This window comes from Halobacterium salinarum DSM 3754 (assembly GCF_008124605.1).
GTDB lineage: Archaea > Halobacteriota > Halobacteria > Halobacteriales > Halobacteriaceae > Halobacterium > Halobacterium salinarum.
The window spans coordinates 95,216-109,547 of the sequence record NZ_VRYN01000003.1 but is presented as its reverse complement, the minus strand read 5'-3'; the positions used below and the strand labels follow the sequence as shown (position 1 = coordinate 109,547).

Annotated in this window: 16 protein-coding genes; 13 read left to right on the top strand and 3 right to left on the bottom strand. The window is 69.8% G+C overall.

The window, feature by feature from the left end:
* Window positions 1-100 precede the first annotated feature (100 nt).
* Complete coding sequence (locus APQ99_RS08620; RefSeq protein WP_136361456.1) at window positions 101-1,189, top strand: NAD(P)/FAD-dependent oxidoreductase; 1,089 nt, start codon at window positions 101-103, stop codon at window positions 1,187-1,189.
* Between the two features lie 48 nt (window positions 1,190-1,237).
* The gene (locus APQ99_RS08615) at window positions 1,238-1,522 is read left to right on the top strand and encodes a DUF7545 family protein (RefSeq protein ID WP_010902911.1); all 285 of its coding nucleotides are present in this window, start codon (window positions 1,238-1,240) and stop codon (window positions 1,520-1,522) included.
* A 7-nt stretch (window positions 1,523-1,529) separates the two neighbouring features.
* Here the strand turns inward: APQ99_RS08615 and APQ99_RS08610 are convergent, their stop codons facing one another.
* A complete protein-coding gene (locus APQ99_RS08610; protein ID WP_136361455.1) occupies window positions 1,530-2,192 on the bottom strand; it encodes a 2,5-diamino-6-(ribosylamino)-4(3H)-pyrimidinone 5'-phosphate reductase in 663 nt (220 codons plus the stop codon).
* Between the two features lie 105 nt (window positions 2,193-2,297).
* Here APQ99_RS08610 and APQ99_RS08605 point away from each other — a divergent pair, with 105 nt between their 5' ends.
* The 8 genes from APQ99_RS08605 (at window position 2,298) to APQ99_RS12950 (ending at window position 11,672) form a co-directional block, all read left to right on the top strand.
* On the top strand, window positions 2,298-3,569 hold the full coding sequence (locus APQ99_RS08605) for a Single-stranded DNA binding protein (RefSeq protein ID WP_136361454.1): 1,272 nt from the start codon (window positions 2,298-2,300) through the stop codon (window positions 3,567-3,569).
* Window positions 3,566-4,963 carry a hypothetical protein gene (locus APQ99_RS08600; protein WP_136361453.1) on the top strand — a complete coding sequence of 466 codons (1,398 nt, stop codon included), beginning with the start codon at window positions 3,566-3,568 and terminating at the stop codon, window positions 4,961-4,963. Before APQ99_RS08605 ends, APQ99_RS08600 begins: the two co-directional genes overlap by 4 nt.
* The gene (locus tag APQ99_RS08595; protein ID WP_136361452.1) at window positions 4,963-5,706 is read left to right on the top strand and encodes a metallophosphoesterase; all 744 of its coding nucleotides are present in this window, start codon (window positions 4,963-4,965) and stop codon (window positions 5,704-5,706) included. Before APQ99_RS08600 ends, APQ99_RS08595 begins: the two co-directional genes overlap by 1 nt.
* Before the next feature lie 60 nt (window positions 5,707-5,766).
* A complete protein-coding gene (locus APQ99_RS08590) occupies window positions 5,767-8,607 on the top strand; it encodes a DEAD/DEAH box helicase (RefSeq protein ID WP_136361451.1) in 2,841 nt (946 codons plus the stop codon).
* An 83-nt stretch (window positions 8,608-8,690) separates the two neighbouring features.
* Complete coding sequence (locus APQ99_RS08585) at window positions 8,691-9,782, top strand: hypothetical protein (RefSeq protein ID WP_136361450.1); 1,092 nt, start codon at window positions 8,691-8,693, stop codon at window positions 9,780-9,782.
* The gene (locus APQ99_RS08580) at window positions 9,783-10,853 is read left to right on the top strand and encodes an ABC transporter permease (protein WP_136361449.1); all 1,071 of its coding nucleotides are present in this window, start codon (window positions 9,783-9,785) and stop codon (window positions 10,851-10,853) included.
* Between the two features lie 2 nt (window positions 10,854-10,855).
* A complete protein-coding gene (locus APQ99_RS08575; protein ID WP_136361448.1) occupies window positions 10,856-11,515 on the top strand; it encodes an ATP-binding cassette domain-containing protein in 660 nt (219 codons plus the stop codon).
* 22 nt (window positions 11,516-11,537) lie between these two features.
* Window positions 11,538-11,672: a DUF7128 family protein gene (locus APQ99_RS12950; RefSeq protein ID WP_012289298.1), complete on the top strand. Its 135-nt coding sequence runs from the start codon at window positions 11,538-11,540 to the stop codon at window positions 11,670-11,672.
* On the opposite strand, the gene APQ99_RS08570 is transcribed toward APQ99_RS12950, so the two are convergent.
* Window positions 11,673-12,101, bottom strand: coding sequence for a DUF5796 family protein (locus tag APQ99_RS08570; RefSeq protein ID WP_010902902.1), 429 nt, complete (start codon window positions 12,099-12,101; stop codon window positions 11,673-11,675). It abuts the gene before it with no gap.
* A gap of 89 nt (window positions 12,102-12,190) precedes the next feature.
* Here APQ99_RS08570 and APQ99_RS08565 point away from each other — a divergent pair, with 89 nt between their 5' ends.
* The 3 genes from APQ99_RS08565 to APQ99_RS08555 are packed head-to-tail and all read left to right on the top strand — an operon-like array spanning window position 12,191 to window position 13,544.
* On the top strand, window positions 12,191-13,045 hold the full coding sequence (locus APQ99_RS08565) for a shikimate kinase (protein WP_136361447.1): 855 nt from the start codon (window positions 12,191-12,193) through the stop codon (window positions 13,043-13,045).
* Window positions 12,979-13,308, top strand: coding sequence for a chorismate mutase (locus tag APQ99_RS08560; RefSeq protein ID WP_012289297.1), 330 nt, complete (start codon window positions 12,979-12,981; stop codon window positions 13,306-13,308). Before APQ99_RS08565 ends, APQ99_RS08560 begins: the two co-directional genes overlap by 67 nt.
* 35 nt (window positions 13,309-13,343) lie before the next feature.
* Window positions 13,344-13,544, top strand: coding sequence for a hypothetical protein (locus tag APQ99_RS08555; RefSeq protein ID WP_049892504.1), 201 nt, complete (start codon window positions 13,344-13,346; stop codon window positions 13,542-13,544).
* 6 nt (window positions 13,545-13,550) lie between these two features.
* Here the strand turns inward: APQ99_RS08555 and surE are convergent, their stop codons facing one another.
* The gene (surE, locus tag APQ99_RS08550; RefSeq protein ID WP_136361446.1) at window positions 13,551-14,327 is read right to left on the bottom strand and encodes a 5'/3'-nucleotidase SurE; all 777 of its coding nucleotides are present in this window, start codon (window positions 14,325-14,327) and stop codon (window positions 13,551-13,553) included.
* Between the last annotated feature and the right edge of the window lie 5 nt (window positions 14,328-14,332).

Sequence of the window (14,332 nt, the reverse complement as noted above, 5' to 3'; positions counted from 1 at the left end):
TGGCGGACGGCACTAAGTGCTTTGCTGGGCGACGGCTTCGCTACCGGCACGCGCGCACGCCAACACAACGTACAAACAGCGCGGCCGCCGACGTACGTGTATGACTGAGGCCACGACCGACAGGACGGCACTGACGGATGGCGGGCGTGATGTCGTGGAGCACCGGCAACTGGTGATCGTGGGATCGGGGATCGCGGCGTTGAGCGCGGCGACGTACGCCGCACGGTCGAACAACGACCCGTTGCTGTTCGAGGGCGACGAGCCCGGCGGCCAGCTCACGCTCACCAGCGAGGTGGAGAACTACCCGGGGTTCCCGGAGGGCATCGCGGGCGCGGAGCTCATCCAGGAGATGAAAACCCAGGCCACGCGCTTCGGCGCTGAGGTCGAGCACGGGATCGTCGAATCCGTCGACGACTCCGGGCGGCCGTTCCGGCTCACGCTCACCAACGGTGATGTCTACACCGCCGACGCGGTGATCGTCGCCTCCGGCGCGAGCGCGCGCACGCTGGGCATCCCTGGCGAGGACGAACTCATGGGGCAGGGCGTCTCGACGTGTGCAACGTGTGACGGCGCGTTCTTCCGCGGGGAGGACATGATCGTGGTGGGTGGCGGTGACGCCGCCGCCGAGGAAGCGAGCTTCCTCACGAAGTTCGCGGACACCGTCTATCTCGTGCACCGCCGCGACGAACTGCGCGCCGAGGACTACTGGGCCGACCGCATCCGCGAGCACGTCGCCGACGGCGACATCGAGGTGCTGTGGAACACGGAAGCCGTCGAAGTACACGGGTCGCCCGAGGAGGGCGTGACGGGCGCGTCGCTGGTCCGTCACCCGGAGGGGCATCCGACGGCGAAGCTCGATGCCGACGAAACCGAACAGCTGGAGCTGGACGTCGGCGCGTTCTTCATCGCCATCGGCCACACGCCGAACACGTCGTTCCTCGCCGACACCGGCGTCGTCTGTGACGATGCGGGCTACGTGCAGACGGTCGGGGGTGCCGGCGGCGGCCAGACCAAAACCGACGTGACGGGCGTGTTCGGCGCCGGCGACGTCGTGGACTACCACTACCAGCAGGCGGTCACGGCCGCCGGCATGGGGTCGAAGGCCGCCATCGACGCCGACGAATACTTGGAGAGCGTCGCCGATGGGGTCACCGGTGAGACGGCCGACGCCACGCCGGCCGACGACTGACGGCGCTGTACCCACACCGCTTTTAGGCGGCGTCCCGTCAGCACTGGCATGGACGAAACGACGTTCACGATCGAGGACGCAGCCGGCAACGCGAACGATGTCACGCTTCCCACGGGGCTCGTGGAGCTGTTCGCGGAAGCCGAGGACGAATCGGACGCCCAGGTCGTCGGCGACATCGCGCTGATGGCGTTCGCACAGCGCGCACACGCCGTGGTCCACCACAGCGAGGGGCAGGTCGACGACGACCTGGAGGCCATCGAGGAAGCCACCCTCGATCAGTTCGAGCAGCGGTTCGGGCAGACGTACGCGGAAGCGACCGGCCACCAGCACTGAGCCTGCGCTATCGGCAGTCGTAGGCCAGCAGCACGCCGTCGTCGAGGCGGTCGACGCCGGTCAACTCGAAGGTGGGGAACTCCGCGACGAATCCATCGCCGTCGGCGAGTGTCGGGGCGTCCCGCCCGCCGATGAGCTGGGGGGCGACGAACACGGACAGCTCGTCGACGAGCTCCTCGGCGAACAGCGAGAAGATGAGTTCGCCGCCACCCTCCACCATGAGGCGGTCGACGCCCCGGGATTCGAGGGCGTCGAGGGCTGACGGCAGGTCGACTCGGTTCTCGCCGGCGACGACCACAGTCGCGCCCGCGGCCTCCAGGCTCTCCCGGTGTTCGACCGGCTCCGCCTCGGCGACGAGGACGTACGTCTCGGCAGCGCCGTCCAACAGCCGTGCGTCCGGCGGCGTGCGGGCGTGGGAGTCCGCGACGACGCGCGCCGGGTGTGGGGACTCGCCGCGCTCCTCGCGGGCGGCGACGTGGTCGCTGTCGTCCAGCGTCAGCGACGGGTCGTCGGCCAGGACAGTGCCGACGCCGACCATGACGGCGTCGACGCTCGCGCGCAGTTCGTCGACGCGTTCGAAGTCCGCGTCGCCGCTGAGGGTGACTTGCTCGCGGCGGCGGGTCGAGAGTTTGCCGTCCGCGCTCATTGCGGCGTTCACGACAACATGCATACAGTCGCGGTGTCGGGGCCGCCTGAAACCGGTTTTCGTTCGGTGGTATGCGCCCGGCGCTGGCTCGCCAACCCTTATGCCCCAGGACGACCGACAGTACGCTGTATGAACGTCGACGATCACGCCGAGGAGCTCGCCTCCGACCTCGGTGTAGACAAAGCGGAGGTCAAAGAGAACCTGCAGAACCTCGTGGAGTACAGCGTGCCGCTGGAGGAGGCCAAGCGCAGCCTCCGGCGGAAGTACGGCGACGATGACGGGGCGCCATCCGGGGGGCCGACCGCCGTCGACATCGCGGACGTCGACACGGACAGCGGGAACGTCACTGTCACGGCGACGGTGCTGACCGCGGGGAAGCGCTCGATCCGCTATCAGGGCGACGACCACGTCATCGGCGAGGGCGAGCTGGCCGACGAGACCGGGCGCATCTCGTACACGGCGTGGGAGGAGTTCGGCCTGGAACCCGGCGACACCGTTACTATCGGGAACGCCAGCGTCCGCGAGTGGGAGGGCAGCCCCGAGTTGAACTTCGGGGAGTCCGCGACGGTCACGACCGCCGACGGCGACATTGAGATGGCCGCCGAGGTGGGCGGGGACCGCGACCTCGCGGCGCTCTCGGCGGGCGATCGCGGGCGGAACGTCGAAGCCGTGGTCACGGAGGTCGAGGAGCGCACCATCGATGGGCGGGACGGCGAGACGGAGATCCTCTCCGGCGTGCTCGGCGACGAGACCGCGCGCCTCCCGTTCACCGACTGGGATCCCCACGGCGAGATCGAAGCGGGGGCGTCGGTCCGCATCGAGGACGTCTACGTCCGGGAGTTCCGGGGCGTGCCATCGGTGAACGTGTCGGAGTTCTCCACGGTTGAGCGCCTCGACCACGAGGTCGAGGTCGGCGGTCCGACCCGGATGGCGATCCGGGACGCCGTCGCCCGCGGGGGTGCCTACGACGTCGAACTCGTGGGCAGCGTCATCGACATCCGGGACGGCTCGGGGCTGATCAAGCGGTGTCCCGACTGTGGGCGGGTGGTCCAGACGGGGCAGTGTCGCCAGCACGGCGCGGTCGAGGCCGAAGACGACCTGCGCGTCAAGGCGGTGCTGGACGACGGCACCGACAGCGTCACCGCGATCTTGGACCGCGAGCTGACCGCGGACGTCTACGGCGGTACGCTGGCGGACGCCCGCGAGCAGGCCCGGGAAGCCATGGACCACTCGGTGGTCGCCGACACCATCGCCGAGGACGTGGTGGGCCGCGAGTTCCGGGTTCGGGGCCACCTCTCGGTTGACGAGTACGGCGCGAACCTCGAAACGATCGCGTTCGCGGAGCGCGACGACGACCCAGCGGCGCGCGCAGCGGCCTTCCTTGCGGAGGTGGACGCATGAGCGACGCCGACACCGACGACGACGGCGAGCGCAACCGGCGCGAAGTCGCCTACCGACTGTTCGCGGCGGAGTTCGACGACGCCGACTTCTCGTACGCCGAAAGCGACGAGGAGCGTGCGCCGAACTACGTGGTGACGCCGACGGGTGCGCGCGTCAACCGGCTGTTCGTCGTGGGCGTCTTGACGGCCGTTGAGGCGGTCAACGACGACGTGGTGCGCGCGCGCGTCGTCGACCCCACGGGGGCGTTCGTCGTCTACGCCGGGCAGTACCAGCCGGAAGCACTGGCGGCGCTCGAAGCCGCGGAGACGCCGTCGTTCGTCGCCGTCACGGGCAAAGCCCGGACGTTCGAGCCCGATGACGCCGACGTGGTGTACACGTCGGTCCGCCCGGAGACGGTCAGCGAAGTTGACGCCGACACCCGCGACCGGTGGGTCGTCGCGACCGCCGAGCGCACGCTGTCGCGCGTGCGGACCGCGGCGGCAGCCCACGACCGCGTCGAGCGCGGCGACAGCCTGGAGTCGGCGCTGGCGGCGGCGGGCGTCGCGCCAGGGCTCGCGTCCGGCATCCCGCGGGCGTTCGACCATTACGGGACGACACCGGCGTATCTCGGGGCGGTCCGCGACCTCGCAGCGGACGCGGCCCGCGTCGTCGCCGGCGACACCGACACGGTTGGCGGCCTTGCGGTGGCTCCCAGCGAGGCGGGCGACGCCACACTGGATTTCGCCGCCGACCTCGGCGCGGATGCGTCGTTCGGCGGGGCGTCGGAGACGGACGCCGAGACACAGCCCGACTCGTCGGCCGGTGACGCTGGCACGGCGGCGGGGACACCCGACAGCACCGCGTCCTCGGTCGACACGGACGACGGTGAGCCGGCATCCGAGACGGCGTCGCCGGACGGGGACGCGGGCCCGAGCACGGGGCCGGTCACGGACGGCGAGAGCGGTGCCGCCGACGAGGACGGCGAGATGTACGAACTCTCGGCCGAGGAGCGCGAGGCAGTCAAAGACGAGTACGGCGTGGACTTCTCGACGGGCGACGAGATCCCGGAGGCGGGCGAGCACGACATCGACGCGCCCGGCCCCGACGAGGGCGTCGAGTCCGAGGCGGCGGCCGCATCGACGGACGACGGCGGTGACGCCGTCGCCGATCCCGGTGACTTCGACGCCGACGGGACCGGGGATGACTCACCGCCCGCCGATGTCGACGTCGAGGAGTACGTCGTGGAGCTGATGGACGATCTCGACGACGGCGACGGTGTGCCCCGCAGTGAGGTGGTGTCGACCGCGGCCGACAGCCTCGACGCCGACGCCGACGAGATCGAGGCGGCGGTCACGTCGGCGCTGATGAGCGGGCGGTGTTACGAGTCCGGCGACGACCGCCTGAAAGCCATCTGATGGCGCTCGTCGAGCCCGTGCTCGGGGAGCCCGCGGCTGTCGCGGAGACCGGCGGGGGCCGGGCGCTCGTGGTGGCGGATTACCACGCCGGCATCGAGGTGTCGCTGCGCCGGAAGGGGCTGGAAGTGGAGGGCCGCGGCCCACAGCGGCGGCGCCGGCTGCGGCGGCTCGTACGCGAGGAGGGCGCGGACCGCTTGGTGGTTCTGGGCGACGTGGGGCACGCGATCGGCGCGCCGGAGGGGGCCGAGCGCGAGGAGTTGGCGGCGCTGTTCGACGCGGTGGACGTGCCCGCGACGGTCGTTGTGGGCAACCACGACAGCGGCATCGAGGACGTGGTGCCCGCTGACGTGACGGTGACCCCAAGCGACGGCACGGTGCTGGGTGACGTGGGGTTCGCACACGGACACACGTGGCCGAGTCAGGCTGTTCTCGAAGCCGAGACGGTCTGTATCGGCCACGAACACCCGGCGGTGCGGTTGACCGACGATGTGGGCGGGACGCGCGTCCAGCGCGCGTGGCTGCGCGGCCCCCTGGACCCAGCGCCGTTCACCGACCACTACGGCGAGGCCGTCGACGCGCACGGCGACCTCGCCGTCTTCCCGGCGTTTAACGACCTCTCCGGCGGGACGTGGGTGAACGTCGACGGCCAGGGGTTCCTCGCGCCGTTCCTGCCGGCGGGGTGCCCCGACGCGGAGCTCTACTTGCAGGACGGCACGCGCCTGGGACGATTCGATCGGGTGTAGCCGACGCGACCGCCGGGAGCAGTGTGCTTATTCGCGCGCCAACCGTACGACTACGCCAGTATGTCGGAGACCGGTGGTGGCCGGATGGACGCGTTCACTCACCTCGGCAGCGAGGTCCGGAACGCGCTCTCCGAGCGCGGGTTCACCACGCCAACGGAGCCCCAACGTCGCGCGGTGCCCGCGCTCGCGGACGGGCGAAACGGGTTGGTCGTCGCCCCGACGGGGACCGGGAAGACGGAGACGGCGATGCTGCCCGTCTTCGACGCGCTCGTCTCAGACGGCGGGCCGCCCGACGGGTTCGGTGCGCTGTACGTGACGCCGCTGCGGGCGCTGAACCGGGACATGCGCGAGCGCCTGGACTGGTGGGGGGAGACGCTGGGCCTGGAAGTCGACGTGCGACACGGGGACACGACGGACTACCAGCGCCGACAGCAGGCCACCGATCCGCCGGACGTGCTGGTGACCACGCCGGAGACCCTGCAGGCGATGCTGACCGGGTCGACGCTCCGGGATGGACTTGCAGACGTCGAGCACGTCGTCGTCGACGAGGTCCACGAGCTGGCGGGCGCGAAGCGCGGCGCGCAGCTGGCGATCGGGCTTGAACGCCTCGTGGAGGTGGCCGGGCGCGTCCAGCGGATCGGGCTGTCGGCGACGGTCGGGGATCCCCACGAGATCGGGGCGTTTCTCACCGGCGGCCGGGGGTGTGAGATCATCGAAGTCGACGTGACGTCGAACGTGTCGTTCGAGGTGCGGGAGCCGGCCGTCACGGACGCCGACGAGCGGTTGGCGAGCGAACTGCTGACCACGCCGGCGATGGCCAGCCACGTCCGCGCGATCCGGGAGATCGTCGACCGCCACGACTCGGTGTTGATCTTCGTGAACACCCGCCAGACCGCGGAGGCGCTGGGGTCGCGGTTCAAGGAGCTGGACGCGGACATCGGCGTGCACCACGGCTCGCTGTCGAAAGACGCCCGTATCGACGTCGAGGACCGCTTCAAATCCGGCGAACTCGACGGCCTGCTGTGCACGTCCTCGATGGAGCTCGGGATCGACGTGGGCGGGATCGACCACGTGGTGCAGTACAACTCGCCCCGGGGGGTCAAGCGCCTGCTCCAACGCGTGGGGCGGGCAGGTCACAGCCGGGACGCGGTTAGCGAGGGCACCGTCATCACGGGCAGCACCGACGACACCCTGGAGGCGCTGGCGGTCGCAGACCGGGCCAACGATGGCGCCGTCGAGGACACCCAGGTTCATCACGGCAGCCTCGACACTGTTGCGAACCAGATCGTCGGCGTCGTGATGGATGTCGGGGAGACCGAAGCCTGGCACGCGTACAACATCATCACGCGCGCGTATCCGTTCAAGCAGCTCACCGAGGAGACGTTCCGGGCGGTGGCGATGGAGCTCCACCGGAACCGCGTGGTGTACGTCGATGAGGACGACGACACCATCTCGACGTCCGGGGGGACGTGGCAGTACTACTACGCGAACCTCTCGATGATCCCCGACGAGGAGACCTACGAGGTGTACGACATGGCCGGCGGCCGGCAGGTCGGCACGCTCGACGAGCGGTTCGTGGTGAACTTCGCGGAGCCGGGCGCGACGTTCGTGCAGCGCGGCGAGATGTGGCGCATCACGAACATCGACGAGGACGACCAGCAGGTGGAGGTCTCGCCCATCGAGGACCCAGCGGGCGAGGTGCCGTCCTGGACGGGCCAAGAGATCCCGGTGCCGTACGCGGTCGCGCAGGCAGTCGGTGGGATGCGGGCGACGGGCGGCCGGCAGCTCGGCACCGGGACGCCCAAGGATGCGGTGGCGAGAGACGTGGCGGCGAGGTATCCGACCACCCACCGGACCGCCGGCAGCGCGCTCGACCGGATGGCCCGCCACGTGACCGAGCAGGACGCGCCCGTGCCGAGCGCCGAGCGGATCGTCGTCGAGCAGGCCGGCTCGACGGTGGTGGTGAACGCGTGCTTCGGGCACGAAGTCAACGAGACGTTGGGGCGGCTGGTGTCGGCGCTGCTCGGTCAGCAGACGGGGTCGTCGGTGGGGCTGGACGCGGGCCCGTACCGCATCGAGTTGGAGGTCCCGAGCCGGGTGAGCGCCACGGACGTCGTGGCGGTGTTGCGCGACACCGACCCCGATCACGTGGCCGGGTTGCTCGAACTCAGCCTGAAACAGTCCGAGACGCTGAAGTTCACGCTCGCACAGGTCGCCGCGAAGTTCGGCGCGCTCAAGCGCTGGAAGGGGCGGGACGGCGTGGGGCTGTCCCGGCTGCTGGGGGCGCTTGAAGATACGCCCGTCTACGAGGAGGCGATCCGGGAGGTGTTCCACACCACGCTGGACGTGGCGCGCGCCAGCGACGTGCTCGCGCGCGTGCAGTCCGGCGAGCTCGGCGTCGAGATCGTGGGCGAGCGCACGGCCGTGGGGGCCGGCGGCCGGTCGGCGGGAACGGAGTTGCTCACGCCGGAGCACGCCGACGCCAGCGTCGTGCAGACGATCAAAGACCGCATCCAGGACGACCGCGTGAAGCTGTTCTGCGTGCATTGCGCCGACTGGAGCCACGAGACGATGGTCCGTCGGGTCACCGACCAGCCGGAGTGCCCCCGGTGTGGGTCAACGCGGATCGCGGCGCTGTCGCCGTGGGCGGATGAGGTGATAACGGCGGTGCGTGCCGACGACAAGGACGACGAGCAGGACGACCGGACACAGCGCGCGTACCGGAACGCCAGCATCGTGCAGAGCCACGGGAAGCGGGCCGTGATCGCGTTGTCGGCGCGCGGCGTCGGCCCCCGGAACGCCGCCCGCGTCATCAACCGCCACCGGGAGACGGAGGCGGAGTTCTACCGGGACATCCTCGAGCGCGAGCGCGAGTACGCGCGCACCAAGGCGTTCTGGTAGCGGGAGCCATCACACCGCGGGAACGGGAGTCACACCAAACACAGGTCACAAACTATTCAAGTGGCCTGGGAGTACGCACGACCATGGTACGCGACCTCCACGTCCCACGAACTGCACTGTTAGCCGTCGGGCTCGCAGTGCTGCTGGTTGCCGCTGGGTGTACCGGTATGCCCGGTGGATCGAGCGCCGATGCCACCACAACGAACGCGAAACTCGACAGCGTCCCGGCGTCCGCTGAGTACGTCGCGTACGTCGATGTCGCTGGCATGCGAACTGACACGGATCTCCGATCGGTGACGAACACGACGCTGGCCGAGGCCGACCTCGGCCCGAGTGCCCCGAGTGACGTGTCGTCGATGCTCGACGACTTCGAGGAGGCCACCGATATCAACCCGCGAAAGATCCAGAACATGACGATGTTCACGGCGTCGACTGCGACCACGCAGCCCGGCACCAGCAGCGGGGCGGCATTGCTGTCGACGACGTACGACGAATCCGGGATGGTCAACGCCATCGAGTCGTCGACGGACACGACGCTCAACGAGGGAACGTACGGGAACGTCACGGTGTACAGCGACGACTCGCTGGGCGGGTTCGACAACGTGTTGGCCGCGCTCGGTGACGGCGAGTTCGTGGTCGGTGACCGCGACAGCGTCGAGAGCATGCTCGACGTGCGCAGCGGCGACGCCGACCACCTGGAGGGCGACCTCAGAAGCGCCTTCGAGGGCGTCAACGGCGGCAGCTACGTACAGTACGCGCTGTCCGCACCCAACGGCTCCGACAGCTTGCTTGGATACGAGCGCGTCGCCGAGAACGCGCCGGTCAACCTCTCGGCGGTGAGCGGCATCGAGTACACCGCGGTGTCGTTCGGCACCGACGACGGTGACATCACATCCACGGAACACGTCATCGCCGACTCCGAGGACAGCGCGGAGCGGGCCTACGATCTCATCGACGGGACGCGGTCGCTGTACGCCAGCGTGAGCCCCGAAGAGCTGCGGCCGTCGTTCGAGGCGGGCTCGATCGAACAGGACGGAAACACGGTCATCGTCACGTACGCCGAATCCGCGGACACCATCGAGTCGCGGATCGAGGCGGCGTTCGGGACGAACGAAACGGCGGACAACACGACAACGCTCGACAACTCGTCCGCCGCGTCAGTGGCGCGCCCATAGATGGACGTCCCGTCCCTGCTCGGGAAGGAACTCCGATGGGGACGACACAAGCTGCTCGCGCTTGCGGCTGTTTTCGTCGTGCTGCCGGCGGTGTTCGCGTACGTCACGGTGGGCTTTCAGCACGTATTACCGACCGACGCGCCGATCGCAGTCGCACCACGGACGGCGGCCGTCACCGGGGACGATCTGCGCGTCGCGCGGGCGGCTGTCACGGTGTTCAGTGATCCCGTGATCTACCAGTCTCGGGCAGACGCACTGACCGCGCTCGGCCGCGAGCAGGTGTACGCCGTCGTCTCCGTGCCGCCCGCGCTCGCCGACTCGGCGCGCGGCGCGGCCGCGTTCACGGTCTACATCGACGGCAGCGTCGTGCCGTACCACGAGCCGTCGCGGGCCATCGTGCGCCTGCTGCAGTCCGGACTGGGCACCGCAATTCCCCGCGACGTGACCGTGTCCCGGGAGTTCGTCGGCACCCAGTACTCGTTGTCGACGTACCTCGTGCCGTCGTTCGTGGTGTCGTTGACCGCCATCGTGGCGTTGGGCTACCTCCCACAGACGTTCGAGGCGGAGGCGGCCGTGCTGGATCGGCTGCGTGTGGAGACCAGCCTGTACGCGGTCGTCGCGAGCAAGCTCCTGTTTTTCGCGGCGCTGCTGGTCGTACCCTTGGTCGTGTTCGACGCCGTCACCGCCGTGATCGGCGGTTCGGTGTCCGTGTTGGGAGTGGCGACGCTGGCCGTCGTCGTGGTGACGTTCCTGTTGTTGGGGCTGGTGGCGGTTGCCATCCAGTTGCTCGCCGGGTTCGGCGTTTGGGGGCGCATCCTCAACCTGCTGGTGTTGCTGTTCGTGCTCGGGTTCTCCGGGGTGGTGTACCCCGTGGGGTTCTTCTCGCCCGCCCGCCGGTGGGTGGTTCGACAGGTGCCGACGCATTACGCGGTGGTCACGGTCCGCGGCCTCGTGCTCCGCGGGCAACCCATCAGCACGTACGCCGACTGGCTGGGTGGCCTGGTCGCCGCGGTCGGCGTGGCGGCGTTGGTGGCCGGGGGCACAATCGAACTGTACGAACGGAGGGCCTGACCGTGATCACAGCCACGGACCTCACGAAGACGTACGGCGAAACGACTGCACTGGCGGCGGTCTCAGTCGCCTGGGACGAGGGGTTGCACTGCTTGGCCGGGCCGAACGGCTCGGGGAAGACGACCCTCCTGCGCGTGCTTGCGGGGCTCACACGACACGACAGCGGCAGCGTCACCGTGCCCGAGTCGCTGGGCGTCGCGTTCCAGACGCCGAACGTCTACGCGGACCTCACGGTCGCGGAGAACCTCGACGTGTTCGGCGCGCTCGCGGGGGCGACCGACGAGTGGCGGGCGTCGCTGGTCGATCAACTGCGCCTCGATCCGGTGGCCGGGCGGACGGCGGGCGCACTCTCCGGGGGGTTCCAGAAGAAACTGGATCTCGCGCTTGCGCTGTTGAAGCGGCCCGACGCCCTGTTGTTGGACGAGCCGCTGGCCGACCTGGACCCGGCGACGCGGCGACGGCTGGTGGACACGGTCACGCGATACAGCGCCGAGCACACGGTCGTTGCGTCCACCCATCACCTCAACGCGTTCGCGGACGACTACGCGACGCTGACGGTTGTCCGGGACGGCCGCCTCCTGGATTCGTGGGACCGGCCCGCCGCGCCGAACGACCCGGGCAGCGTCTACGACCGCCTGCTCGACCGGGAAAACGGTTTTTAGCGCTCGCGACGAGACGCGACGTATGGTCGAAGAGACAACCCGCGACGAGGCGACGTGGTACCGCTGTGAGGAGTGTGGGTTGGTGTTCGACATCGATGCCGACGCTCAGCAACACGAAGCCAACTGCACCGCCGAGGACCCACCGTACCTGCGGTAGTCACGCCGGGCCGACGATCTCGTAGGCGTACTCGGAGAGTTCGTCCTCGGCGAACACGAACACGCGGCCCCGAGCGGTCTCGGGGTCGGCGTCGATGTCGATCGCGTAGCCGTCGGCCTGCACGGTGACCCCCGGGAACAGCTCCTCGCGTTCGCCGGGGTCGAGCAGCAGGCGGCCGACGCCGGTTGACTCCAGGATCTCGTCGTGGGTTTTCAGGTCGTTGACGTACACCAGCACGCCCTCGGTTTCCGTGGGGTCGGTGACCAGCACGTGGACGTCCTTCCCCGGATTGGTGTGCAGCGTGCCCTCGATGGGTTCCGGGACGCCGTTGTAGAAGGCTTCCCGCCCGTCAGTGTATTCGACGTAGACGCCCTCTTCGGCCAGTTCAACGCCGAGCGTGCTCGGCGCAATGTCGTTGCGGGCGCTCATTCGTGGGTTCGTGTAGCCGCCGACCCACCGAAAAGCCCGCGGTTTGCGCGGAGCGCCAACACCAAGTACGGCGGCCCCCAGGCGTGGGCATGGACGGGCGCGCGGTGGCACCGGCCGCCGGCACGGTTCTGAACGCCCTGGCGACCGGCGTCGGGGCGGCGTTCGCGCTGGACATCGACACCGAAGCGTCCGTTTCGGTGACGCCGTCGGAAAGCGGCGTTAGCGGGGAGATCGCAGGCCACCCCGAGGCCGACACCGCGCTCATCGAGCGCTGCGTCTCGCGCGTGATCGACCGCTACGGTGACGGGCAGGGTGGCCACGTCCGCACCGAAAGCGAGGTGCCACTGGCCGCCGGATTGAAAAGCTCCAGTGCAGCGGCCAACGCCACCGTGCTGGCGACGCTGGACGCGCTGGGCGTTGCGGAGAGCGTCCCGCGGATCGAGGCCGCGCGGCTCGGCGTGCAGGCCGCCCGAGACGCGGGCGTGACGGTGACCGGCGCGTTCGACGACGCGGCGGCAAGCATGCTCGGCGGGGTGGCGATGACCGACAACCGCGAGGACGACCTCCTGTTCCGCGACGCGGTCGAGTGGCACGCCGCCGTCTGGACGCCCCCCGAGCGCGCGTACTCCGCGGACGCCGACGTGGCGCGGTGCGAGCGCGTTTCGGGACTTGCCGAGCACGTCGCGGCGCTCGCGGCGGCCGGCGACTACGGCACCGCGATGACGGTCAACGGTCTGGCGTTCTGTGCCGCCCTTGACTTCCCGACCGCGCCCGCGGTCACGGCGCTCCCACACGCCGCCGGTGTGTCGCTGTCCGGCACCGGCCCCAGCTACGTCGCGGTCGGCGACGAGGACGGCATCGAGGAGGTGAGCACACGATGGCACGAGAACCCCGGGACGGTCAGGGAGACGACGACGCAACTGGCCGGGGCCCGGACGACATGACATTGGACGAACTCCGCGCGGAGATCGAGAGCATCGACCGCGAGATCGTGGATCTGATCGCGCGACGCACGTACGTCGCCGAGACCATCGCCGACGTGAAAGCCGAGCAGGGGCTGTCGACGACCGACGAGTCCCAGGAGGACGCAGTGATGGAGCGCGCCGGCGAGAACGCCGCGGCGTTCGGCGTCGACGACAACCTCGTGAAGGCGGTGTTCCGGCTGCTCATCGAGTTGAACAAAATCGAGCAGCGGGAGACGCGGTAGCCCGACCACCCCGCTGGGGGTGCGCTGGCCCGACGGTGGCGGCAGGTTTTTGCCACCAACCAGTCGTACGCCAGCCATGGACAGCGCTGTCGCCGCGCTCCGCGACCGAGTTCGGCGACGACCTCGGAGCGCACAGCGGCGAAATCCAGCGGGCCGGCTGGTTCGACGGGGCACCCACGAACACCGCCGACCGCGTCGACGCGGCGGCGATGCTGCGGGACTGCCGGATCGACTGACGCGCCTCAGAACTCCGTGGCGATCCCGTCGAGTGCGTCGTGGTGTTCCGTCGAGTGCGGGGCGGTCAGCGGCGAGACGGAGACGTGGCCGTCGAGGACGGCGCGGCGGTCGGTGCCGTCGGGGTCGTGGATGTCGCCGGCGGCCATCGCCTCCCAGAGGCGGTCGTACAGCGTGACCGTGTCGCCGGTCTGGGCGGCGGTCATATCGTAGGCGTGGGAGGGACGGGTGACCACCATATCGCCGGTGGCGTCGGCGTCCGGGTGGGGGGCGTTGACGTTCAGGTAGTCAGCGGTGTCGAAGATGCCGTCGGTGACGGCGTCGTGTGCGAGGTGTGTGGTGGCGTCGACGGCGTGCTCGTAGTCGGCGACTGCGGTCGGCTCGCCGAACTGCTCCTCGCGCATGTACATCGAGACTGCGATCGCGGGCACGCCGAAGAACGCCGCTTCGACGGCCGCACTGACGGTGCCCGAGCGCCCGAGGACGTACATCCCGAGGTTCCCGCCCTCGTTCACGCCCGACACCACGAGGTCGGGGTACGGGCCGAGCGCCTCCAGCCCGGCGACCACGCAGTCCGCGGGCGTCCCCTCGACGGCGTATCCGAGGTCGTGGTCGTGGACGGCGACCTCCTGGGACATCGCGCGCCCCGTCGCGCTTTGGTTGTCCGCGGGCGCGACGACGGTGACGTTGCCAACCGCGTCGAGGCCGTCGGCGAGGGCGCGGATGCCCGGTGCGTCGATACCATCGTCGTTCGTCACGAGAATCTCGGGCTCGTCGGCGTCCATCGTGT

Bases quoted from the DNA above. Each gene is read 5' to 3' on its own strand.
- APQ99_RS08605 (WP_136361454.1), top strand. From the start codon at position 2,298: ATGAACGTCGACGATCACGCCGAGGAGCTCGCCTCCGACCTCGGTGTA.
- APQ99_RS12950 (WP_012289298.1), top strand. From the start codon at position 11,538: ATGGTCGAAGAGACAACCCGCGACGAGGCGACGTGGTACCGCTGTGAG.
- APQ99_RS08620 (WP_136361456.1), top strand. From the start codon at position 101: ATGACTGAGGCCACGACCGACAGGACGGCACTGACGGATGGCGGGCGT.
- APQ99_RS08580 (WP_136361449.1), top strand. From the start codon at position 9,783: ATGGACGTCCCGTCCCTGCTCGGGAAGGAACTCCGATGGGGACGACAC.
- APQ99_RS08615 (WP_010902911.1), top strand. From the start codon at position 1,238: ATGGACGAAACGACGTTCACGATCGAGGACGCAGCCGGCAACGCGAAC.
- APQ99_RS08585 (WP_136361450.1), top strand. From the start codon at position 8,691: ATGGTACGCGACCTCCACGTCCCACGAACTGCACTGTTAGCCGTCGGG.
- APQ99_RS08560 (WP_012289297.1), top strand. From the start codon at position 12,979: ATGGCACGAGAACCCCGGGACGGTCAGGGAGACGACGACGCAACTGGC.
- APQ99_RS08600 (WP_136361453.1), top strand. From the start codon at position 3,566: ATGAGCGACGCCGACACCGACGACGACGGCGAGCGCAACCGGCGCGAA.
- APQ99_RS08595 (WP_136361452.1), top strand. From the start codon at position 4,963: ATGGCGCTCGTCGAGCCCGTGCTCGGGGAGCCCGCGGCTGTCGCGGAG.
- APQ99_RS08590 (WP_136361451.1), top strand. From the start codon at position 5,767: ATGTCGGAGACCGGTGGTGGCCGGATGGACGCGTTCACTCACCTCGGC.
- APQ99_RS08610 (WP_136361455.1), bottom strand. From the start codon at position 2,192: ATGCATGTTGTCGTGAACGCCGCAATGAGCGCGGACGGCAAACTCTCG.
- APQ99_RS08570 (WP_010902902.1), bottom strand. From the start codon at position 12,101: ATGAGCGCCCGCAACGACATTGCGCCGAGCACGCTCGGCGTTGAACTG.
- surE (WP_136361446.1), bottom strand. From the start codon at position 14,327: ATGGACGCCGACGAGCCCGAGATTCTCGTGACGAACGACGATGGTATC.
- APQ99_RS08565 (WP_136361447.1), top strand. From the start codon at position 12,191: ATGGACGGGCGCGCGGTGGCACCGGCCGCCGGCACGGTTCTGAACGCC.